This is a genomic window from Chitinophaga arvensicola, from assembly GCF_900110835.1.
Taxonomy (GTDB): Bacteria; Bacteroidota; Bacteroidia; order Chitinophagales; family Chitinophagaceae; genus Chitinophaga; species Chitinophaga arvensicola.
The window spans coordinates 1494754-1517808 of record NZ_FOJG01000001.1 but is presented as its reverse complement, the minus strand read 5'-3'; the positions used below and the strand labels follow the sequence as shown (position 1 = coordinate 1517808).

General features: G+C 47.6%; 14 protein-coding genes. 8 read left to right on the top strand and 6 right to left on the bottom strand.

The annotated features are described in order from the left end of the window. Positions 1–89 precede the first annotated feature (89 nt). From fabF to BMW79_RS06480, 4 genes are all read left to right on the top strand, one after another. Positions 90–1352 carry a beta-ketoacyl-ACP synthase II gene (fabF, locus tag BMW79_RS06495; protein WP_089892110.1) on the top strand — a complete coding sequence of 421 codons (1263 nt, stop codon included), beginning with the start codon at positions 90–92 and terminating at the stop codon, positions 1350–1352. 229 nt (positions 1353–1581) lie between these two features. Further along, positions 1582–4461, top strand: a complete 2880-nt coding sequence (gene uvrA, locus BMW79_RS06490; RefSeq protein ID WP_089892107.1) for an excinuclease ABC subunit UvrA — start codon at positions 1582–1584, stop codon at positions 4459–4461. A 24-nt stretch (positions 4462–4485) separates the two neighbouring features. Continuing rightward, complete coding sequence (locus BMW79_RS06485; protein WP_089892104.1) at positions 4486–4962, top strand: DUF6452 family protein; 477 nt, start codon at positions 4486–4488, stop codon at positions 4960–4962. Beyond that, positions 4925–5752: a DUF6048 family protein gene (locus tag BMW79_RS06480; RefSeq protein ID WP_089892101.1), complete on the top strand. Its 828-nt coding sequence runs from the start codon at positions 4925–4927 to the stop codon at positions 5750–5752. Before BMW79_RS06485 ends, BMW79_RS06480 begins: the two co-directional genes overlap by 38 nt. Positions 5753–5822: 70 nt before the next feature. Here the strand turns inward: BMW79_RS06480 and BMW79_RS06475 are convergent, their stop codons facing one another. Further along, positions 5823–6284, bottom strand: a complete 462-nt coding sequence (locus tag BMW79_RS06475) for a GNAT family N-acetyltransferase (RefSeq protein ID WP_245752400.1) — start codon at positions 6282–6284, stop codon at positions 5823–5825. 76 nt (positions 6285–6360) lie between these two features. Between BMW79_RS06475 and BMW79_RS06470 the strand changes: the two genes are divergently transcribed. Further along, complete coding sequence (locus tag BMW79_RS06470; protein ID WP_089892099.1) at positions 6361–7851, top strand: ATP-binding cassette domain-containing protein; 1491 nt, start codon at positions 6361–6363, stop codon at positions 7849–7851. Between the two features lie 124 nt (positions 7852–7975). After that, on the top strand, positions 7976–13561 hold the full coding sequence (locus BMW79_RS06465; RefSeq protein ID WP_089892096.1) for an alpha-2-macroglobulin family protein: 5586 nt from the start codon (positions 7976–7978) through the stop codon (positions 13559–13561). A 66-nt stretch (positions 13562–13627) separates the two neighbouring features. Here the strand turns inward: BMW79_RS06465 and gap are convergent, their stop codons facing one another. Both gap and BMW79_RS06455 read right to left on the bottom strand, forming a co-directional pair. Next, complete coding sequence (gene gap, locus BMW79_RS06460; protein WP_089892093.1) at positions 13628–14638, bottom strand: type I glyceraldehyde-3-phosphate dehydrogenase; 1011 nt, start codon at positions 14636–14638, stop codon at positions 13628–13630. Positions 14639–14660: 22 nt separating this feature from the next. After that, positions 14661–15530, bottom strand: a complete 870-nt coding sequence (locus BMW79_RS06455) for an alpha/beta fold hydrolase (RefSeq protein WP_089892090.1) — start codon at positions 15528–15530, stop codon at positions 14661–14663. 510 nt (positions 15531–16040) lie between these two features. Here BMW79_RS06455 and pbpC point away from each other — a divergent pair. Next, entirely contained in the window at positions 16041–18437 is a 2397-nt protein-coding gene (pbpC, locus tag BMW79_RS06450; protein ID WP_089892087.1) for a penicillin-binding protein 1C, read from the top strand. A 34-nt stretch (positions 18438–18471) separates the two neighbouring features. Here the strand turns inward: pbpC and BMW79_RS06445 are convergent, their stop codons facing one another. Genes BMW79_RS06445 through BMW79_RS06435 form a run of 3 tightly spaced genes read right to left on the bottom strand, consistent with a single transcriptional unit; the run spans position 18472 to position 20704 of the window. After that, on the bottom strand, positions 18472–19728 hold the full coding sequence (locus BMW79_RS06445; RefSeq protein ID WP_089892084.1) for a replication-associated recombination protein A: 1257 nt from the start codon (positions 19726–19728) through the stop codon (positions 18472–18474). Between the two features lie 20 nt (positions 19729–19748). Continuing rightward, positions 19749–20180 carry a group III truncated hemoglobin gene (locus BMW79_RS06440; RefSeq protein WP_143059092.1) on the bottom strand — a complete coding sequence of 144 codons (432 nt, stop codon included), beginning with the start codon at positions 20178–20180 and terminating at the stop codon, positions 19749–19751. An 11-nt stretch (positions 20181–20191) separates the two neighbouring features. After that, a complete protein-coding gene (locus BMW79_RS06435; protein ID WP_143059091.1) occupies positions 20192–20704 on the bottom strand; it encodes a hypothetical protein in 513 nt (170 codons plus the stop codon). 155 nt (positions 20705–20859) lie between these two features. On the opposite strand from BMW79_RS06435, the gene BMW79_RS06425 reads away from it, so the two are divergent. After that, positions 20860–22926 (top strand): M13 family metallopeptidase, encoded by a 2067-nt coding sequence (locus BMW79_RS06425; RefSeq protein ID WP_089892075.1) that lies wholly within the window; start codon positions 20860–20862, stop codon positions 22924–22926. The last annotated feature ends 129 nt before the right edge of the window (positions 22927–23055 follow it).

The following is a 23055-nucleotide window of genomic DNA, read 5'->3' as shown; positions in this document are numbered from 1 at the left end:
GTTATATTATATTATCTTAATGAATATGCTTAATCATAACAATAAGTAACTAAATTTGCGCTCTAACTTTTTTTATTAAAGTAAAAAATATGCGTACTGTTACACTGAAAAGGGTTGTGGTTACCGGCTTGGGAGCATTAACACCTATCGGGAATGATGTAGATACTTTTTGGAACAATATGAAGGCAGGCGTTAGTGGCGCCGGCCCCATCACTAAATTCGACACCACAGAGTTTAAAACAAAATTCGCCTGTGAAGTGAAAGGATTTGAGGTGGAAAAGTATATGGAAAAGAAGGAAGCCCGCAAAATGGATTGTTTCACACAGTACGCTATGGCGGCTGCCCAGGAAGCAGTAGTAAATGCTGGCCTCGACAAAGAAGGGATCGACAAAACTAAAGTTGGTGTGATCTGGGCATCCGGCAACGGCGGGATGCTTACGTTCGAAGAACAGATCGTTGAATTCACACAACAGAACTTTGTGCCTAAATTCAACCCGTTCTTTATTCCTAAATTAATATGTGACATTGCAGCAGGTCAGATAGCGATGAAATACGGTTTCATGGGTATCAACTTCTGCACGGTTTCTGCCTGTGCTTCCTCTACCAGTGCACTGGTAGATGCTTTCAACTACATCCGTCTGGGTAAAGCCAACGCAATTGTGGCAGGTGGCTCTGAAGCTCCTGTAACCCGTGCTGGTATTGCAGGTTTCAATGCCCTCAAAGCATTGTCTACCCGCAACGAAGATCCTACCCATGCTTCCCGCCCGTTTGATATAGAACGTGATGGTTTTGTAATGGGTGAAGGCGCCGGCGCCATCATCCTGGAAGAATACGAGCACGCCATCGCCAGAGGTGCTACCATCTACGGCGAAATGATTGGCGGCGCCATGACCTGCGATGCCTATCACCTCACTGCTACCCATCCGGAAGGAATGGGCGCACGTTTAGGTATGGAACAGGCCCTGGAAGATGCCGGTATTGAACCAACCGCAGTGGATTACATCAACTCCCACACTACTTCCACTCCGGTAGGAGATCTCAGCGAGCTGAAAGCCATCGTATCTGCCTTCGGCGATCACGTGGAAAAACTCAATATCAGCGCTACCAAATCCATGACAGGTCACCTGCTTGGAGCTGCCGGTGCTATTGAAGCCATCGCCTGTATCAAAGCTACCCAGGAAGATATCATTCCTCCCACCATCAACACTTCTATTCTTGGTGAAGGAATCCCTACTAACCTGAACCTTACCCTCGGCAAGGCACAGCAACGTACCGTAAACGTAGCCATGAGCAACACTTTTGGCTTCGGTGGTCACAACGCTATCGTAGTATTCAAAAAATATACAGCTTAATGATCTCCATCTGCTGATGGATAAACAGCTCTAAATAATAACCGGGGAGATAGAAGCGGACATATCCGCTTTTATCTCCCCGGATCTTTTTAAGATCAAAAAATAATTAATCCCTGTAATTCACTGAATCAGCCCGACTCAGCACAATCCCTCCCCCCTTTAGCTAAAATTCTTAGCAACACAAGTCCTCAAAATTCCTAATTATGCCGTAGCTTAGTAGTTTAATATTATGGCAAAGAAAAAAGAGAATGTACCCGCTACTTCCGTTGCGCAAGCCCCGGCAGATGAACAGATAGCCATCTTTGGCGCCCGGGAGCATAACCTGAAAAACCTGGACCTGCAGTTGCCCAAAAATAAACTGGTAGTCATCACCGGCATCAGTGGCAGTGGTAAATCATCACTGGCATTCGATACCATCTATGCAGAAGGACAACGCCGCTATATGGAAAGCTTTTCCGCTTATGCCCGCCAGTTTATCGGCGATATGGAAAGGCCCGATGTAGATAAAATCACCGGACTTTCTCCCGTTATTTCTATAGAACAGAAAACGACCAATAAAAACCCACGGTCTACGGTTGGTACCATCACGGAAATATACGACTTCCTCCGCCTGCTCTACGCACGCGCCGGAACCGCCTATTCCTACAACACCAATAAACCGATGACCCGCTTCTCTGAAGAGGAAATACTGGCCCATCTTTTCAAACACTATAAAAATAAAAAACTGGCCATCCTCGCACCACTGGTACGCGGACGTAAAGGCCACTACCGGGAACTGTTTGAACAGGTACGCAAACAAGGCTACCTCAAAGTACGTGTAGACGGTGAAATACAAGACCTGAAAGAAAGAATGCAGGTGGATCGATACAAAATCCACGACATAGAACTGGTAATAGACCGTATCCAGGTGCAGGAAGATGCCCGCGCCCGGATCAGTCAGAGCGTGCAGAAAGCACTCACCATGGGCAAAGGACTGCTGTTTATCATGGACCACGACACCAACAAAGTGAGCCAGTACAGCAAACAACTGATGTGTGAAGAAACCGGTCTCTCTTACGAAGAGCCCAGTCCAAACACCTTCTCCTTTAACTCTCCCTATGGCGCCTGCCCCCGTTGTAAAGGCCTCGGCACCATCTACCAGATAGATATGGACGAAGTAATCCCGGATTACAACATATCTATCACCGATGGCGGCTTAAAACCACTAGGAGAAGCCCGCGATACGTTTACCTTCAAACAGGTACAACAACTCGCCAAAAAGTATAAATTTTCCTTAACAGCCCCTATTTCCAGCATTCCTCAGAAAGCCCTCAACGTATTGTTGTTTGGCGATGAAAACGGGAAGCTCGAAGTGGACCTCGAATTCGGGGAAAGCAACGGCAGCACAGAATACGCCACCGAATACGAAGGCGTGGTAAACATGGTACGCCGCTATTTTAACGATACTTCCTCCGATCATGTACGCAGCTGGGCAGAAGGCTTCATGAAACTCAGCACCTGCCCCGAATGCAACGGCGCCCGCCTCAAAAAGGAAAGCCTGTTCTTCAAGATCGATGAGAAAAATATCTCCGAACTCGGAAATATGGACCTGGATAAACTCCTGGCCTGGTTTGGAAATATCGAAGACCGTCTTGAGAAAAAACAGAATGCCATTGCCAAAGATATCCTCAAGGAAATCCGCGAACGACTTGGATTCCTGCTTAACGTAGGACTCAACTACCTCACCCTGAACCGTCCTACCCGGACTCTCAGCGGAGGCGAGTCACAACGTATCCGGCTGGCCACCCAGATCGGATCTCAGCTGATGGGGATTACCTATATTCTCGATGAGCCAAGTATAGGCCTGCATCAGCGCGATAACATGCAGCTGATCGATGCCCTGCGCAACCTGAAAGAAATGGGGAATACCGTGATCGTGGTAGAACACGACAAAGATATCATGCTGCATGCCGATCACCTCGTAGACATTGGCCCCGGCGCCGGTGTACACGGCGGACAGATCATCGCACAAGGCACGCCCAAACAGATCCTGAAACTCAATACACCTACTGCCGGCTATCTCAATGGCAACACCTCTTCAGAACTACCCGCCGAACGCCGCAAAGGCAACGGTAATTCCCTGGAACTGAAAGGCGCCTCCGGCAATAACCTGAAGAATGTAAACCTGAAACTGCCCCTGGGCACTTTCATCTGTGTGACCGGTGTTTCCGGCAGCGGTAAATCTACCCTGATCAACGAAACACTGTACCCCATTCTTTCCAAACATGCGTACGACTCCAAAATGGTCCCCATGCCCTACAAAAGCATCAAAGGACTGGAGTTTATTGATAAGGTGATTGAAATTGACCAATCCCCCATAGGCCGTACCCCACGCAGCAACCCGGCTACCTACTGCGGATTTTTCACCGACATCAGAACCCTGTTTGCCTCCGTACCGGAAGCAAAAATCAGGGGCTACAATGCAGGCCGGTTCTCGTTCAACGTGAAAACAGGCCGCTGTGATGTGTGTGAAGGCGGCGGAATGCGCGTCATAGAAATGAACTTCCTACCGGATGTATATGTGCATTGCGAAAAGTGTAATGGTCGCCGTTATAACCGCGAAACACTGGAAATACGCTACAAAGGCAAATCTATCTCCGATGTTCTGGATATGACTGTTGATGAAGCCGTAGAATTCTTCCAACCGGTTCCATGGATTTACCGCAAAATCAAAACATTACAGGACGTAGGCCTCGGCTACATCACACTCGGACAATCAGCGGTAACCCTTTCCGGAGGAGAAGCACAACGTGTAAAACTGGCTACCGAACTTTCCAAGAAAGATACCGGTAAAACCATTTACATTCTTGATGAACCTACCACCGGACTTCACTTCCAGGACATCCAGCTGTTGCTGAAAGTACTGTATAAACTGGTCGACAGAGGCAATACCGTACTGGTGATAGAGCATAATCTCGATGTGATCAAAATGGCCGACTATATTGTAGATCTCGGCCCGGAAGGCGGCGGTGGTGGCGGTACTATCCTTTGTACCGGTACTCCTGAACAGGTGGTTACCTGTAAAGACAGTCATACAGCCAGATTCCTCAAAAAGGAGCTGGGAATTTAATATCTTGCCAACCGTAAACAAGTAATGAAAAGCATTTATCAGATATTATTAACGGTCTTCATTTTCGCAGGCATCGCCGCCTGTGAAAATGAAACTAAAGTATGCGATCAAACCCTGCGTAATGATTATCATATCCACTTTTCCCGCGACAGCGCCGGGATTATAAGGGATACCATTATGCCAAAGGTGACCGCATTCGCCCTGGGAAGGGATTCCATTTACAAAAGTCAGCCACTGAAAGACCTGTTCTTCCAGTTGTCGCCTGTAGCCGACAGCAGCCTCTTTTACCTGAAAGTGGATTCTGCACTGGTGGCCGATACCCTGAAGATCCGCTATCAGCGGCAGCAACATTTTATATCACCGGGTTGCGGCTTTGGTACCTATTTTAATATAGATACCGTGATCGCTACCATGCACACCATCAATAGGGTGGTAATTAATAATAAGTCCGTAACTAGCAGTAATGACACGCATCTTACTTTGTTTTTCTTTAATCAGTAGTATCCTGCTCAGCGTTGCCGCCACTGCTCAGAACAAGCCGGCTAACGTTAAAGCAGATACCACCCACAAACTTATCCTGACAGATACCACGCACAAGGCCCATATCGATTCGGCCCACGGAGCGGTACTTGTTCACAAAGACAGCTCCTGGTATATTCCGGGCGGCTTACGCATTGGCGTGGATCTCAGCCGCATCGCCTCTGCAATCTATTACCCTTACCGGAAAGAATTTACCGTAGTAGCAGACGCCCGCATCAACAGTAATCTCTATGTTGCCTTTGAAGGCGGCTATGCCAACACTCCCTATAGCGATACCAACTATACCTATAAAGGCAATGGCATGTTTGTGACCCTGGGAGTAGATTATAACTTCCTGAAAAGACAATATGTTACCGAGAAGAATATATTCTATGGTGGCTTCAGATACGGATTTTCACACTTTAATTATGCAGTACCTACCTATAATATAAAAAACAGCTACTGGGGCGATAACCTTTCCGGCAGTGTACCTAAAACAAATGTAAACGCGCATTGGGTAGAACTCCTCGTAGGACTGAAAGTAGAAGTGCTGAAGAACTTTTTCATGGGCTGGAACATCCGCGAACGGATCCTGATCAATAATGTAAAAACAGACAATATGACCCCATTGGTCATACCAGGCTTTGGCAATGGCGCCAAAAGGGCTGTTTTCGACGTACAGTACACAGTTTCCTACGTGATTCCTTTCTACCGTATTAAAGAACATGCCCGTCCGGTAGAAGTAAAAACGAAAAAAATACCCAAGCGATAAGATCGCTTGCTGATAAAATTTGGGGAGATAGAAGCCGTTATATCGCTTTCATCTCCCCAAAGTTATTATATCAGGGCCTCAGCATTTCAATGTGAGGAATCCCATCTTCCATATAAGTATCACTGGTTTGCTCAAATCCCAGGGAAGTATAAAACCGCTGTAAATACTGCTGCGCACCTATGCGGATCGGAATTACACCAAAGTGCTGCTGCAATTCCGCAACAGACTGCTCCATCAATGCCCTTCCGGCACCGGTTCCCCTGGCCAGCGGCGATGTGACCACCCTGCCGATAGACGCCTCCGCAAACTTAATTCCCGGCTCAAAAATACGCGTATAGGCCAGCAACCGGCCTTCTTCATCCGTACCCATTAAATGCAACGCCTTCTGATCCGAGTTATCAAGATCCTGATAAGCACAGTTTTGTTCAACTACAAATACCTCGGCCCGCAAACGCAGAATAGCATAGAGTTCCTGCGTGGTTAATGCATCAAATGACTTTATCTTCCAGATCATACCATCTAACTTTGCCATAAATTTACTGGAAGCTTTCAATAATCGGATTAATTTTATATCCGACAGATGAATATTTAGCCCAATCGTCCAAATTATGACAGCTAAGCAAACACCGTTCCTCTCACTGGAACATATTACCGTCAGGTACCTCGATAAAACATTATTTGATACCCTCAACTGGGAGATTCTTAAAGGCGAGCAATGGGCCATCACCGGCCCCAGTGGCTCCGGCAAAACTGCCCTGCTAAATGCCATTCTCGGTAAATTCAATATCATCAATGGCAGCATTCATTATCATTTTTATGAAGAATACTGCCGTCAGCATACCATTACCGATCCCTGGTTCAACTATCGCAACCTGGTGGCGCTGGTAGGGCATCACCACACCTTCCGCAATCTCTCCAACACCACTACAGATTTCTATTATCAGCAACGCTTCAACAGCATGGATGCCGATAATTCCCCCACTGTAATGGAGTACCTGGAACTCACGGAAGTCCCTGCCTTACTGCAACCACTGCGTATTGCGCCCCTGATGGAAAAACGGCTCATCAAATTATCCAACGGCGAAACCCGCCGCGTCATGATTGCCCGCGCCCTGATGCAGCAACCGCAACTACTGATGCTGGATAATCCCTACATCGGCCTGGATGTGCAAGCGCGGAAAGACTTCAGCAATATGATCAACGAAATTATTGCCGGAGGCGCCACCGTACTGCTGGCCACTGCCCCCCACGAAATTCCGGAACATATTACCCATGTGCTGACACTCGAAAATGGCGCTATAACTGGTAAGTATACACGTAGCGAATTTATCCAGCTGCCCTTACCCGCTCCTGCCACCATCGACCTGCCGGAAATGGAAGCAGATAAAATTGCCGCGCTGGTGCAGCACAGCACACCACCTTCATTCGACACCATCATCCGGATGGAAGATATCCACATCAAATATGGGGAAAATACCATCCTGGACGGTATCAACTGGACCGTAAAGCCAAATGATAAATGGGCGCTGCTCGGCCCCAATGGCGCCGGCAAATCCACCCTGCTGAGTCTTGTAAATGGAGATAACCCACAGGCCTACGCCAATAAACTCTGGCTCTTCGACCGCAAACGCGGTTCCGGGGAAAGCATCTGGGATATCAAAAAGAAAATAGGCTTCGTATCACCCGAACTACATCAGTATTTTACCTCCCGCGACAACTGTTTGCAGGTAGTATGCTCGGGCTTTTCAGATATCATCGGCAGCACCAAACCCGCTACCCAGGAGCAACAACAGATTGCCCGCGACTGGATGAGCGTACTGAATATCGCCCAACACGAAAAAACACCTTTTAAACAGGTGCCGGAAAGCGCGCAGCGGCTTACTTTACTGGCCCGCGCCCTGGTTAAAAACCCGCCCCTGCTGATCTTCGACGAGCCTTGCCAGGGACTCGACGCCCGGCAAAAGGAACACTTCAAAAAAGTAATAGAACAACTTTGTGAACATATGCCGGTTACCCTCATCTTCGTAACACATTACGTAGAGGAACTGCCGGCCTGCGTGGATCAGTTCATCAGGCTTGATAAAGGCCGTATGGTATAAATAATTCCCGGGAGATGGGAGTCAAAAAATCTGCTCTCATCTCCCCTTTGTTACCCCTCTCGCCCGTTTGAATAAAATTCCCGACATTCGCAGCTAATAGTTAATCACCTAATCCGCTTTCCTGATGCACCCAAAGAAACGGCTTTACGCTGTAGCAACATTTTTTTTCTTCCTGGCCGCCCTGTTTGTTATCAGCGGTTGCCGTACGGCGAAGAAAGAAATGAACCCCGAATTTGCCAGATATATTGAAGCATATACTGCCGGGATCATTTCCAAACAAAGTGCTATCCGCGTTCACCTGACGTCACAAACCAATGTGACGCATACCCAGAACGAGCCACTGGAAAAAGAAGTATTTGAATTTTCGCCTTCCATTAAGGGAAAGTCCTACTGGATCGATGCTACCACCATCGAATTCAGACCCGATGAAAACCTGCAACCGGGGAAAAAGTATGAAGCCAATTTCAAACTGGGCAAAATCCTGGAAGTGCCGAAAGAACTGAAATCATTTGATTTCGAATTCAAAATCATCAAGCCATCCTTTTCTTTGGATTATTTCGGCCTGAAAGCCAGCAGCAATAATACCCTGGATCGTATGACCTACACAGGCGCCATTTATACGGCAGATGTGGAAGATCCGCAATCCATCGAAAAAATAATCACCGCACAATATGCCGGTAAAGGATTACCCATTACCTGGCAGCATAATGCTGCTGAACGCACCTCCCGCTTCACGATTGCCAATATTGCCCGTGGCAATATCAGCCGCAACCTGGAACTCAACTGGAACGGCAGCCCGCTGAAAGTGGAAAATACCGGCAAAAAAACATTTGAAGTACCCGCCGTTGGCGACTTTAAAGTATTAGATGTAAAAGCCCTTTCTGATCCCGAACAACACCTGCTGGTACAGTTCTCCGATCCGATCAGCATGGCCCAGACACTCGAAGGGCTCATCGGCATCAGCGGTCAGAGCGATCTGCGTTATACCGTAGACGGTAGTGAAGTAAGCGTATATGCACCCGTACGACTGGAAGGCAACTACAACGTGATTGTCAATGAAGGCGTGATCAACATCACGGATAAACGCTTAGGTAAAACCTTCAGCGCCAATGTGAATTTTGAAAATACATTACCCAGCGTCAGCATCCCCGGCAAAGGCGTAATCCTGCCGGAAAGCAACAAACTCGTGATGCCGTTTGAAGCGGTAAACCTTAATGCGGTAGACGTCTCCATTATAAAAATCTACGAAAACAACGTTCCACAATACCTCCAGCGCAACGACCTGGACGGCAGCCAGGAGCTTCGTCGTGTAGGCAAGCCCGTAGTAGAGAAAACTATCCGCCTGGATACCGACAAATCGGTAAACCTGCATAAGAAAAACCGCTTCTTCCTCGACCTGGATAAGATGCTCCGCACAGAACCAGGCGCCATTTACCGCATCACCATCGGCTTCCGGAAATCATATGCCATGACCGCCTGCTCCGCAGACACCACCAAAGATGGCGACAGCGTTTCCGGTGAAGGAGAAGGTGATGAAGAAGAATACTACGGCGGTGAAAAAATTGATGACGATGATTCCTTCTGGCAACGGTACGATAGCTATTATCCATATGGCTATAACTGGGACCGCCGCAACGATGCCTGCTCCAACTCTTACTACAGTAAAGATAAATGGGCTTCCCGCAATATCATTTCTTCCAACATCGGCATCATTGCCAAAAGAGGAAATGACAATAGCATGCTGGTAGCGGTAACGGATATACGCGATACCAAACCCATGTCGGGCGTAGAGCTGGAACTGCTCGACTACCAGAACCAGGTGATCTTTAAAACAAAAAGTGATGGAGATGGTCTGGCTTCTTTTGATCTGAAACGCAAACCTTACCTCCTCATCGCCAAAAAAGAAAATGAAAGAGGTTACCTCAAACTGGACGACGGAAGTTCCCTTCCATTAAGCCGCTTCGACGTAAAAGGAGAAGAAGTACAAAACGGTATCAAAGGCTTCCTGTACGGTGAGCGTGGCGTATGGCGCCCCGGTGATTCCCTCTATCTCACGTTTATACTGGAAGATAAAGGAGAGAAGTTACCGGCAGATCACCCCGTTTCCCTGGAACTATACAATCCCAAAGGACAATTATACAAACGTATCAATCAGCATGAAGGCCTGAACGGTTTCTACAGCTTTGCTACCGCTACTGCTCCCGATGATCCGACCGGTAACTGGGTAGCCAAAGTAAAAGTAGGCGGCGCCACTTTCCAGAAGAATGTGCGTATCGAAACTGTGAAACCAAACCGTCTTAAAATAAAGATGGATTTTGGCAGCATCACCTCCCTATCGAAAGGCAGCTCCACCGGTAACCTGTCGGCCATGTGGCTGTTTGGCGCCACCGCACAGCACCTGAAAGCGAAAGTAGATGTATCGCTGGTACAGCAAAGCACCAGCTTCCCTAAGTTTGCAGACTATTCCTTCGATGATCCTGTAACGCATTTCGATGCCGAAAATAAAACCATTTTCGAAGGTCCGCTCAGCGAAAGCGGCAGCGCACCGGTAAATGCGGATATACAGTTGGGTAAAGTGGCCCCCGGTCAGCTGAAAGCCAATTTTGAAGTAAAAGTATTTGAGCCGGGAGGCGATTTCAGTATCGATCATTTCTCCATGCCTTATAATCCTTTCACTTCCTACGCAGGCCTTCGCATTCCAACCGGCGACCGTACCACCGGTATGCTGCTCACCGATCAATCACACAGCATTGACCTGGTAGATGTAGACGGTAACGGCAACCTTACTTCCGGCAGCCGCGAAGTACAGGTAGAACTGTACAAAATAAAATGGAGATGGTGGTGGGATGAAGGCGAACAGGACGATTATTCCAACTTCACACAGGATAGCTACAACCAGCTGCTGAGTAAAGAAACCGTGACTTTACAGAATGGTAAAGGCAAATGGGATCTGCGCGTGAACTCACCTGATTGGGGCAGATACCTGATCCGCGTGAAAGACCTGCAAAGTGGCCATACTGCTGGTAAATCCGTGTATATCGACTGGCCGGGCTGGGCAGAAAGAATGCAGAAAGAAAATCCTGCCGAAGCCTCCATGCTTGTGTTTACCTCCAATAAACAACAATATAAAACAGGCGAAGATATTGTACTCACCATCCCAAGCAGCAAAGGCGGTCGTGGATTGGTAAGCATCGAATCCGGCAGTAAAGTATTAAAAACCTACTGGCTTACTACAGAACAGGGTCAGACTACCTTTAAATTCAAGGCGGAGAAAAACATGACGCCTAATATATACGTGAACGTTAGCCTGCTGCAGCCACATGCACAAACGCTCAACGATTTGCCCATCCGTATGTATGGCACCATTCCTATCTCCGTAGAAGATCCCGGTACTATCCTGAAACCGGTGATCACCATGGCAGACAAGCTGAAACCGGAAACAGAAGCCAGCATCACCGTGAGCGAAGGCAACGGAAAACCGATGACCTACACCATCGCCATCGTAGATGAAGGCCTGCTGGACCTGACCCGTTTCAAAACACCGGATCCGCACAGCGCCTTCTATGCCAGGGAAGCACTGGGCGTAAAAACCTGGGACCTGTTCGACTATGTAATTGGTGCGTGGGGAGCAGATATGGATCGTATCCTGAGTATAGGTGGTGATGAAGGCTTAAATAAAAATGCCGGCAATGCAAAAGCCAACCGCTTTAAACCGGTAGTAAAATACATGGGACCTTTCTACCTGAAAACAGGACAGAAACAAACCCATAAATTCAAACTGCCGCCTTATATCGGTTCTGTGAAAGCCATGGTAGTAGCGGGCCAGGAAGGCGCGTATGGCTTTGCAGAAAAAGCCGTAGCCGTTAAAAAGCCACTGATGCTGCTCACCACTGCACCACGTGTACTGGGGCCTTCAGAAATCATCCAGGTACCAGTTACCGTATTCGGACTGGAACCCAACATCCGCAATGTGAGTGTGAACCTGAGCACCAGCTCCCTGCTGGAAGTGGTGGGCGAACAAACCAAAACGGTGACGTTCAGCCAACCGGGAGAACAAATCGTTTACTTCGATGTAAAAGTCCGCCCGCAGACAGGTGTCGCTAAAATAAAAGTAGTAGCCACCAGCGGTGCAGAAAAAGCAGAAGAAAACGTAGAACTGAATGTTCGCAATCCTAACCCGGTGATCACGAATATTATTGAAAACACCCTGGAAGGAAACAAAAGCTGGCAAACTGCTTTCAGCCCGGTGGGCATGGCTGGTACCAACTCCGGCGTACTGGAAGTTTCTACTATTCCATCGCTCAACCTCGGCAAACGCTTACGCTTCCTGATAGAATATCCACATGGTTGCATCGAACAAACCACTTCGGGTGTATTCCCGCAACTGGTATTAAATCAGTTAATGGACGTGAAAGAAAGCCAGCTGGCGGAAATAGACCGGAATGTAAAAGCGGGTATCAACCGGTTGAAAAGTTTCCAGACCTCTGATGGCGGCTTCAGCTACTGGCCGGGTGAAGGGAACTCGGATGAATGGGGCACCAATTATGGTGGTCACTTCCTGATTGAAGCACAGGCACAGGGTTATACCTTACCTGCGGGTTTACTGGATCAGTGGAAGAAATACCAGCGCAACAAAGCCGGTACCTGGGCGCCAAGCACCCTTAATTTCTACGGTGGCGATCTGACACAGTCGTACCGTTTATACCTGCTGGCGCTGGCCAAATCGCCTGAACTCGGTGCCATGAACCGGCTGAAAGAATTCAAGTACCTGTCTGCCCCGGCTAAATGGCGGCTGGCAGCGGCTTACAAACTCTCTGGTCAACCGGAAGTAGCCAATACACTGGTACAGGGCCTCACTACAGACGTGAAAGCATATACGCAGTTAGGCGGCACTTTCGGTTCCGATCTGCGTGATAAAGCCATGATACTGGAAACACTGACCATACTCGGACAACGGAACCGAGCCAACGAACTGGTGAAACAGATTGCAGCGCAGTTATCGCAAAATGACCAGTGGTACAGCACACAAACCACTGCTTACGCACTGATTGCCATTGCCAAATATTGCGGCAACAACAAAGGTGGCAGCAAGATAAACTTTGCCTACACCATCAACGGCGTTAAAGGCACCGTAAACGGCCAATCTTTTGTAACGCAGATACCAGTAACCTTTAATGGCAGTTCGGGCAATATCAGCATCCAGAACAACGGACAAAATGTATTGTATACAAGGCTTATTCTCCAGGGACAGCCGGATGCAGGTCAGGAACCGGTGGCTACCAATAACCCGGATATACTGGGTATGCAGGTGAGCTTCAGCACCCGTGACGGCAAACCTATTGATCCGGCCACGTTACGGCAGGGCAGCGACTTTATGGCTACCGTGACTATTAATAACCCGGGGCATCGTGGTTATTATGAACAGATGGCTTTGTCGCAGATCTTCCCGTCCGGATGGGAAATCCTGAATACCCGCTTAATGGAAAACGACAGTGCCTTCCATTCATCGCCCGCTACGTATATGGATATACGTGACGACAGGGTATATACTTACTTCAATATCGAAGAAAACAAGAAACGTACTTACAACGTATTGCTGAACGCTGCATACCTTGGCCGCTATTATCTGCCGGCCACCTCCTGTGAAGCGATGTATGATAACACCATACATGCTTTCACGCCGGGTAAATGGGTAGAAGTAGTGAAGTAAAAAAAGAACTATAAAAAGAAAAGGCGTTCCGGAATATCGGAACGCCTTTTCTTTTTATAGTAATAATTATGGCTGCAGCCTGGCGAAATATGCCACTGTACGCACCAGCTGGGATACGTAACTCATTTCGTTATCATACCAGCTCACCACTCTTACGATCTGTTGTTCACCTGCCGACAATACTTTTGTTTGCGTAGCATCAAACAGGGAACCATAGTGCATACCAATTACATCGCTGCTCACGATTTCATCGGTAGTATAACCGAAGCTTTCATTGGTAGCCGCTTTCATGGCAGCATTCACTTCTTCCGCAGTTACTTTTTTGTGGAGGGTAACGGTTAGCTCCGTTAGGGAACCGGCAATCACAGGCACCCTTTGCGAGGTGCCGTCCAGTTTACCTTTCAGGGTGGGTAGTACCAGACCGATAGCTTTTGCAGCGCCGGTGCTGGTGGGAATAATACTTTGTGCTGCTGCACGGGCACGCCTCAGATCTCCTTTGGCATGCGGCGCGTCCTGGATATTCTGATCATTCGTATAGGCGTGAATGGTAGTCATGAGACCATTCACAATGCCAAACGTATCGTCCAGTACCTGCGCCATGGGTGCGAGGCAGTTGGTGGTGCAGGACGCGCAGCTGATAATACTTTCCGTGCCATCCAGTATAGCGTGGTTAACGTTATATACAATCGTTTTGAGGTCGCCGGTAGCAGGAGCGGAGATCACTATTTTTCTGGCACCTGCCTGCAGGTGGGCAGCCGCCGTATTTTTATCGGTGAAGAAACCGGTGCTTTCCAGCACTACATCAACTTCATGCTGTGCCCATGGAATTTCAGCCGGGTTTCTTTTAGCGTATATCTTTACAGCTTTACCATTTATGAAGATGGCATCTTCACTGGCTGTTACGGTGGCATCAAACCGGCCCTGAGCCGTATCGTACTTCAGGAGATGCGCCAGCACAGCAGGACTCGTGAGATCGTTGATCGCCACGATTTCAATATCCGGTTGCTGGTATATTTCACGAAAAAACAATCTTCCTATTCTTCCAAATCCGTTAATAGCAATCTTTGTGTGAGCCATACAAATTGTTTTAAGGGGATGATTATTGTAAAAAATTCTTGATGAGAATAGCCACTGCTTCATGGTATTCTTCCAGCATAAAATGACTGCCGTCAAATAAATGCACTTCCGCATTTTTTACATCTCTTTTATAAGCTTCAGCGCCGGGCCATGTGAAGATGCGGTCATTTTTGCCCCATACTACCAGCAAACGGGGCTGCTGCTTACGCAGGTATTCCTGCCACTCGGGATATTTCGGGAAGTTAGTGCCATAGTTCTGAAACAGCGCTACCTGCACCGCTTCTACACCGGGTCTGTTCATATAGGCGTAGGCGAGTTCGTAACTATCCGGACTTACTTTTCCGGGATTGGCGGTACCAAAGAGATGCTCTTCTTTAATACTTTCCAGTCGCAGTTTTTTCACGATGGCGGCCAGCAAAGCTGCTTCGTCACCCGCTTGCTGCAGGGCGCCTATTTCCTGCACATCGGGGCCAAGTCCATCCAGGTATACGTTCGCATTCTGGATAATCAGTGCTTCCACTAATTCTGGTCTTTTCGTGATAATCCGGAAAGCAACAGGGCCGCCGTAATCCTGGAGGTACCAGCTGAATTTTTTCAGACCAAGGGTATCAATAAACTGCTCCATGACCAGGGCGAGGTTGTCGAAAGTATATTCAAATGCGCTGAGCGAAGGGATGCTGCTTTGTCCGAAGCCGGGATAGTCCGGTGCAATTACATGATAACGGTCTGCCAGGTCATGGATCAGTTCGCGGTACATATGAGAGGTAGACGGGAAACCATGTAGCAGTAGTATTACCGGTGCATCGGCAGGACCGGCTTCCCGGTAAAATATATTAAGATGATCGATAGTGACTGTTTTGTAGGAAACGGGGGTGGTAGTATGTGTTGCCATGAGTGCAGTTTATTTTGTACCAAATAGTACAATAATGAAGAAAAAAAATGTCTTTGCTTTAGGAGAAAGAATACTAAGTCTAAGGAGAAAGGAGTGTCATATACTTTTGATTTGATAGCATAAAGGTATATACTTTACCAATTGGTACAAAATATATTTTTAAATTCTTTTAAATTATCGGTTAAACAGGACTGTAAGCACTAACGGTGGCTGATTTTGAAATAATACTACTCAATTTTGCCGTAACATTTCTATTTTAAAAATGGTAATGTCTGTCTCTGCCGGCTATTGCCTTGGCCTGGTCTGAAAAGTGAAACATCACAACGCGGAATCCATCTCCCGGAAACAAACAACAAACAACCGGGCAACAACAAACACCTGCAAAGAAATAATACGCAGCATTTGTTCATTCCCGTTCCCTGCAAGCGAGCGGATTAACTTGCATATGAACAGCTCAAAACAATAACTTAACCTATCTTTGACCGCATTAAATGATTCCGTAACTCCCTGATGAAGCTACATACCCTCCGGCAATGGTGTATCAGAAAAAAGTGGTGGCTCACTGCCCTCACCATCCTGCTCATTGCCTATTATTGCTGTTTACCTAAACAACTTTTCACAAGCGCCACTTCTTTTGTGCTGGAAGACAGCAACGGCGACCTGTTGAACGCCAGCATTGCACCCGACGGACAATGGCGTTTTCCTTATAATGCCCATGTACCTGAGAAATTCGAAAAGTGTATCATCGCTTATGAAGACAAACGGTTTTACTATCACTGGGGCATCGATCCGGTAGCCATTGGCAGGGCCATTAACCAGAATATAAGGGGCAAGAAAGTAGTAAGCGGCGGCAGTACGCTCACCATGCAGGTAATACGCCTCTCGCGCAACCAGCCCCGTAATATCTGGCAAAAAACGGTAGAAGGCATCCTGGCTACCCGGCTTGAATTTGCAGCCTCTAAAAAGAAGATTATTGCGCTATATGCCGCCAATGCACCTTTCGGGGGCAACGTAGTTGGCCTGGAAGCCGCTGCATGGCGCTATTACGGCCGAAAAGCAGACCTGCTCTCCTGGGGGGAAATGGCGGCTTTGGCAGTATTACCCAACAGTCCGGCCCTGGTACATCCAGGTCGTAACAGGATAACGCTGATGAATAAACGTAACCAGCTGCTCACCAAACTGTACCATCAGCATACCATCGACAGCACCACCTGCCAGCTGGCCAAAATGGAGCCGCTGCCTGATCAGCCACTGCCACTGCCTCAGGAAGCCCCGCACCTGCTCGATCTCTTCCGCCGCGATTACCAGCAACAGAAAACAGATGAACCTACCCGCATCAAAACTACGCTGGCCGCCGATCTCCAGCGGAATGCCACAGCAATCGCAGAAAGATACCACAGCGCATACAAAGCCAATGGCATCAACAACGCAGCCGTGCTGGTGCTGGATGTGGAAACCGGTAATACCCTTGCCTATGTAGGCAATATCTATCATCCCGGCGATCCCGAACTGGAAAGCCACGTGGATATTGTGCAGGCGAGAAGGAGTCCGGGCAGCACACTGAAACCCGTACTATACGCCGCCATGCTCAATGATGGCCTCATTCTTCCCAATACACTCATTCCCGATATCCCCACACAGATAGCCGGTTATTCGCCGCAAAACTTCGACCTGGGCTATGACGGCGCCGTCCCTGCGTCACGCGCACTCGCCCGCTCATTGAATATCCCCGCTGTGCGGATGCTGCAACAATACCGCTACGAACGCTTTCATTCCCTGTTGCAAAAAATGGGGATCACCACCCTCAATAAACCAGCAGACCACTACGGCCTTTCACTCATTCTCGGTGGTGGCGAAACCACCCTCTGGGAAATGTGTGGTATGTACGCCAGTATGGCCCGTACACTCATCCACATGGATCAATACAAAGGCAGATATGATATGGACGATATCCATCCGCCCAACTACCGGCTCAATATTCAACGCCCCTCCAGGTATGGATTAAGTAAGGAAGGTATTCTTGATGCAGGCTCCATCTGGTACGCATTCCAGGCCATGACGGAAGTAATGCGGCCGGGTGAGGAATTACTCTGGCAACAGTTTTCCTCTTCCCAGCGCATTGCCTGGAAAACAGGTACCAGCTTCGGTTTCCGCGATGGATGGGCCATTGGCGTTACGCCGCAATACGTAGTTGGTGTATGGGTAGGGAATGCCGACGGGGAAGGACGTCCTGGTCTGATCGGTGTATCCACAGCTGCACCTATCCTGTTTGATGTATTCCGGTTACTACACACCAATGGCTGGTTCAATACCCCGTATGCACAACTGAAAAAGATTGAAGTGTGCCGAAAAAGCGGTTTCCGCGCAGGTGAGCTATGTGATGAAATTGATTCTGTATATGTACCTGCCGCAGGCATCAGGGCCGGCGTATGTCCTTATCATCAGTTGGTACATCTCGACAGAACCGGCCAGTGGCGCGTAACGGAGAGCTGCGAATCGCCTTCCATGATGCAGCATAAATCCTGGTTTGTTTTACCACCATCGCAGGAATATTACTACCGTAGTAAAAACTATTACCAGCAACTGCCACCTTATAAACCGGATTGTCTCGCTTCATTGGGACAAGACAAAGCGCCCATGGAACTGATCTACCCAAGACCAGGCGCACGTATATTCGTTCCCGTTGAAATTGATGGTAAAGCAGGTCAGACGATCTTTACTGCTACGCACCGCAACAATGCCACTAAAATATTCTGGCACCTCGATAACAACTTTATCGGTACCACCGCAGAGTTTCATCAGATGGCCCTGCATCCGCCTCCAGGCAAACATACCATCACACTGGTAGATGAAAACGGGGAAAGAATTGAACAAACATTCGAGATCTTAACAAAAGAGAGAGAATAAAAAAAAAGGGGAGATGTGTACATCTCCCCTTTTTCTAATAATTATATTTTTCCTTCCACAAGCTCTTCAGGTGGTTTCGCAGTTCATTTTCCCTTGGGTTATTACCCGGGTCATAAAACTTCGTTCCTTTGATAGCATCCGGCAGAAATTCCTGCACCACAAAATTGTTTTCGTAATTGTGCGCATATGCGTAGCCCTTACCATAATCCATGTCCTTCATCAATTTCGTAGGGGCGTTCCTGATATGCATAGGTACCGGCAGATCACCGGTTTTAGCAACTACCGATTGTGCTGCACTGATAGCCGTTACCGCCGCATTGCTTTTCGCAGAAGCAGCCAGGTACGTGACGCACTGCGACAGGATAATCCTTGATTCGGGGTAACCGATCATATTCACGGCCTGGAAACAACTGGTGGCCAGCAGCTGTGCATTCGGATTGGCATTACCAATATCTTCCGACGCCAGGATAACCAGCCTCCGCGCAATAAATTTCACATCTTCTCCACCATCGATCATTCTCGCCAGATAGTATAACGCCGCATTGGGATCACTGCCCCGGATAGATTTTATAAACGCAGAAATAATATCATAATGCTGTTCTCCGCTCTTATCGTAAATGGCTACACGCTGTTGCGCGATGTGCATTACTTTCTGATCTGTAATTACAATCGGATCTTCCTGTAAGGTAGTCACCACCAGTTCAAAAAGGTTCAACAGCTTACGTGCATCTCCACCGGAAATATTAAACAGCGCGCTGGTTTCCTTTAATTCAATATGCTTGCTGCGTAACCACTCATCGCGTTCCATGGCCTGCTGCAATAACTGCATCAGTTGGTCTTTCCCGAGTGGTTTCAATACATACACCTGGCTGCGGGATAGTACCGCCGCATTTACCTCGAAAGAGGGATTCTCTGTGGTAGCGCCAATCAGGGTGATGATACCCTTTTCTACTGCCCCCAGCAGCGCATCCTGCTGCGACTTGTTAAAACGATGGATTTCATCAATAAACAATACCGCGTGTTGCTGCCGCCTGGCCATTTCTATCACTTCCCGCACTTCCTTTACACCCGCTGAAATAGCGCTGAGCGTGTAAAAAGGTACCTGTAATGTATGTGCAATAATGTTGGCAATCGTAGTTTTACCAACACCGGGAGGCCCCCACAGGATCATAGAAGGGATCATTCCCTGCTCAATCGCTTTCCTTAAAATACTGTCCTTGCCGGTAAGATGTTCCTGCCCCACCAGTTCATCCAACGTTACCGGTCTTAGCCGCTCCGCTAATGGTTGCATACTACACTCCTTGTTTTGTTTTATGGTTTATTGCCCGGGTTAACGAGCGGGATACCCTGATCTTTTCCGGGATGATTGATCCGGTCCATTTTCAATGCCATGACTCCTTTGATGGATCTGGCCCGGGTAACAGCCAATGCGGCTTTATCTCCCGTAAAATTCTCCGCTACAGTAGCTTCAAACAATTGCAGCCAGCGGTCGAAATGCTGCGGCTGCAATGGTATCAGCTGATTCAACTTAAAATGTGGCGCCATCGCGTTGCCTTTGTAATTTTCCCCGTCCAGCAGCAGTCCTTCCCAGAAATCATACATCGTGGGCAGGTGTTTTGCCCAATCCACTTTCGCGATATCGTTAAAGATATAACCAATCAGGTCATCTGCTTTTACTTTATCATAAAAGCTATCTACCAATAAAGCAATATCCGTCCGGTTGGCTATTTCGCGCTTTTCCATAATTCTTATATTTATTCCTCTTCCTCATCGTTATGAGGAGACGCCTGTTGCTGACGCCACTGACGCAGGAAGCGGAAAGACAAAACCACGTTAGTGATCAGTACAATTCCCGGCAGTAGACAAAATGCGCCTATAAACCGGAGACTCGCAGCGGTGATGGCCTTTTGCTCTTCAGGATTCACCATCATTTCCCTCACTTCCTTCACAATATTTTCCGGTAAGCTGATCAATACTAATCCCAGTAAAACCATGATGGCAGAAAACAGCAGTGCAATGACGCCCATGATCTGAATACCACCAGGCGTATTTTCCTTCAGCGGTACTTCCGGCAAGATGATGCTCCGTTGAAGATATAAAGATAAAACGCTATGAATAAAACAGGCGCCCCACAATATCAGGCTTGTTAAAAAGGCGATATTCATCCCCTGGAACAGTATCACGGAAAGACCCATGAAAGCAAAAAAACCGGATATCATCAATGCTATAGCCGTCGTAACCCTGTACAATTTAAACCTGAAATCCATTAAAATCTTATTTTACGTAATACAAACCTACCTAATTATTCAGAGATTATCCGATTTGATCCGTGGCAGGCAACGGCGGAGATTGCCGTTTATAAAAACCCGTCATGCTAGCTCCGTGGTTTTCCATAACTTTAAATACTAAACCTGTTTAATATATGAATAAAACCAATGCGGTAAAACTACCGTTGCTGGCTGCCATGGTTACATTTGCAGCCTGCAATTCCAACAGTTCCTCGCAACAGGCAGCAGGAACAGGAGCAGACACCACCAAAGTGCCCGCCTTTAACCTGGCTGACATTGACTCATCCTACAAAGCCTGCGACGATTTCGACAATTATGTGAATGGTAACTGGAAAAAGAACAACCCAATTCCATCTACCGAAAGCCGCTGGGGAGCATTCAACATCCTCGATAAGGAAAACAAGGAAGTTCGCCTCAAAGGCATCATTGCAGAAATCACCGCCAAAAAAGACCTCAAAAAAGGAACAGAAGAACAGCAGATCGCTGATTACTACTCTTCCTTCCTGGATACCGCCACCATCGAACAACGCGGTATCACCCCACTGCAACCTTACCTCGATAAGATCGCTGCGGTAAAAACACTGGCCGATTGGGCTGCCGTTACCGGTGAACTCCAGAAAATCGGCGTTTCCTCCTTTACCGGCTTCGGCGCCGATGCCGACGCCCGCAACAGTAAAATGAACGTACTGTACCAGGGTCAGTCTGGTTTGAGCCTCGGCGAAAAAAGCTACTACGAAAGACAGGATTCCGCTACCAAAAATGTACGCAGCGAATTCGTAAGCCACGTAGATAAAATGTTTAAACTGGCAGGCTTCCCTGATGCCAACGCCGGTAAAACAGTTCTCGATTTTGAAACCCAACTCGCCAAAATACAACTGAGCAACGTTGAACTGCGCGACCCGGTTAAAACCTATAACAGATCCGCTTTCAGCGAACTGAAAACACTGGCGCCGGATTTTGACTGGGATAACTTCGCCGGTAAACAGGATATCAAAACAGATACCCTCGTACTCCAGAACAAACCTTATATCACTAAAGCCAATGCTTTGGTGAAATCCACTTCACTGGAAATACTGAAAACTTATTCCAAATGGCAACTGCTCACCCAGTTCGCCAGCTACTTACCAGGCACCTTCGATAACGAGAACTTCCATTTCTTCGGTACCGTAATGACTGGTAAAAAAGCCCAGAAAACCCGTCCGGAAAGAGCTATCCGTTCTACTGATTCTAAAATGGGTATGCCTTTGGGTAAACTGTTTGCCAAGAAATATTTCCCTGAAAGCAGCAAACAGAAAGTATCTGAAATGATCGAAAACGTTCGCAAAGTATACGGCGAAAGAATCGATAAGCTGACCTGGATGGGCGATTCCACCAAACAGATGGCACACAAAAAACTGGCTTCCTTTACCTATAAAATCGGGTATCCCGACAAATGGAAAGATTACTCTTCCATCAACATAGAAAAAGGTAAACTGGTAGAAAACGTAATAGCAGCCAGCCTTTACGAGCACAAAGAAAATATCGATAAAATCGGTAAACCGGTAGATAAAAGCGAATGGGGTATGACTCCTCAGACCGTAAATGCTTACTACAACCCGTTAAACAACGAAGTAGTATTCCCTGCCGGTATCCTGCAACCTCCTTTCTACAATCCTAACGCAGATGACGCGATCAACTATGGCGGTATCATCGCCGTGATCGGTCACGAATTTACCCATGGCTTCGATGACCAGGGTTCCCAGTTCGATGCAGAAGGTAACCTGAAAAACTGGTGGACAGAAGCAGACCGCAAAAACTTTGATAAACTCACCAAACGTTATATCGATTACTTCAGCACCCTGGAAGCATTGCCAGGTTTCAAAGTAAACGGTGCATTAACCATCGGTGAAAACGTAGCAGATCTGGGTGGTTTAACACTGGCCTATCATGCCCTCGTAAAATCATTTGAAGGTAAGGGCGAACCTAAACCTATCGAAGGATTCACCTGGCAGCAACGTTTCTTCCTGGGCTGGGCACAGGTATGGCACGGTAATATCACCGACGCCGCACTGCGTAACCAGATCCAGACAGATCCTCACTCTCCGGCAAGATTCCGTATAAACGGACCATTACCTCACCTGGCTGAATTCCAGGCAGCATGGGGTTGCACACCGGGCAACAAAATGGTATTACCGGAAGCAGAAAGAGTAGTTATCTGGTAAGTATATAAATACTTCAAAAAAAAACGGACCTGCAGAAGTACTGCAGGTCCGTTTTTTTTGGTGCAAAAAGAAGCCGCCTGGGTAAAAACCCGGGCGGCTTGCGCTACAGTTTATGAAATTTTAATAAAT

Coding starts and splice junctions, on each gene's coding strand:
- fabF (WP_089892110.1), top strand. CDS start 90: ATGCGTACTGTTACACTGAAAAGGGTTGTGGTTACCGGCTTGGGAGCA.
- uvrA (WP_089892107.1), top strand. CDS start 1,582: ATGGCAAAGAAAAAAGAGAATGTACCCGCTACTTCCGTTGCGCAAGCC.
- BMW79_RS06485 (WP_089892104.1), top strand. CDS start 4,486: ATGAAAAGCATTTATCAGATATTATTAACGGTCTTCATTTTCGCAGGC.
- BMW79_RS06480 (WP_089892101.1), top strand. CDS start 4,925: ATGACACGCATCTTACTTTGTTTTTCTTTAATCAGTAGTATCCTGCTC.
- BMW79_RS06475 (WP_245752400.1), bottom strand. CDS start 6,284: ATGGCAAAGTTAGATGGTATGATCTGGAAGATAAAGTCATTTGATGCA.
- BMW79_RS06470 (WP_089892099.1), top strand. CDS start 6,361: ATGACAGCTAAGCAAACACCGTTCCTCTCACTGGAACATATTACCGTC.
- BMW79_RS06465 (WP_089892096.1), top strand. CDS start 7,976: ATGCACCCAAAGAAACGGCTTTACGCTGTAGCAACATTTTTTTTCTTC.
- gap (WP_089892093.1), bottom strand. CDS start 14,638: ATGGCTCACACAAAGATTGCTATTAACGGATTTGGAAGAATAGGAAGA.
- BMW79_RS06455 (WP_089892090.1), bottom strand. CDS start 15,530: ATGGCAACACATACTACCACCCCCGTTTCCTACAAAACAGTCACTATC.
- pbpC (WP_089892087.1), top strand. CDS start 16,041: ATGAAGCTACATACCCTCCGGCAATGGTGTATCAGAAAAAAGTGGTGG.
- BMW79_RS06445 (WP_089892084.1), bottom strand. CDS start 19,728: ATGCAACCATTAGCGGAGCGGCTAAGACCGGTAACGTTGGATGAACTG.
- BMW79_RS06440 (WP_143059092.1), bottom strand. CDS start 20,180: ATGGAAAAGCGCGAAATAGCCAACCGGACGGATATTGCTTTATTGGTA.
- BMW79_RS06435 (WP_143059091.1), bottom strand. CDS start 20,704: ATGGATTTCAGGTTTAAATTGTACAGGGTTACGACGGCTATAGCATTG.
- BMW79_RS06425 (WP_089892075.1), top strand. CDS start 20,860: ATGAATAAAACCAATGCGGTAAAACTACCGTTGCTGGCTGCCATGGTT.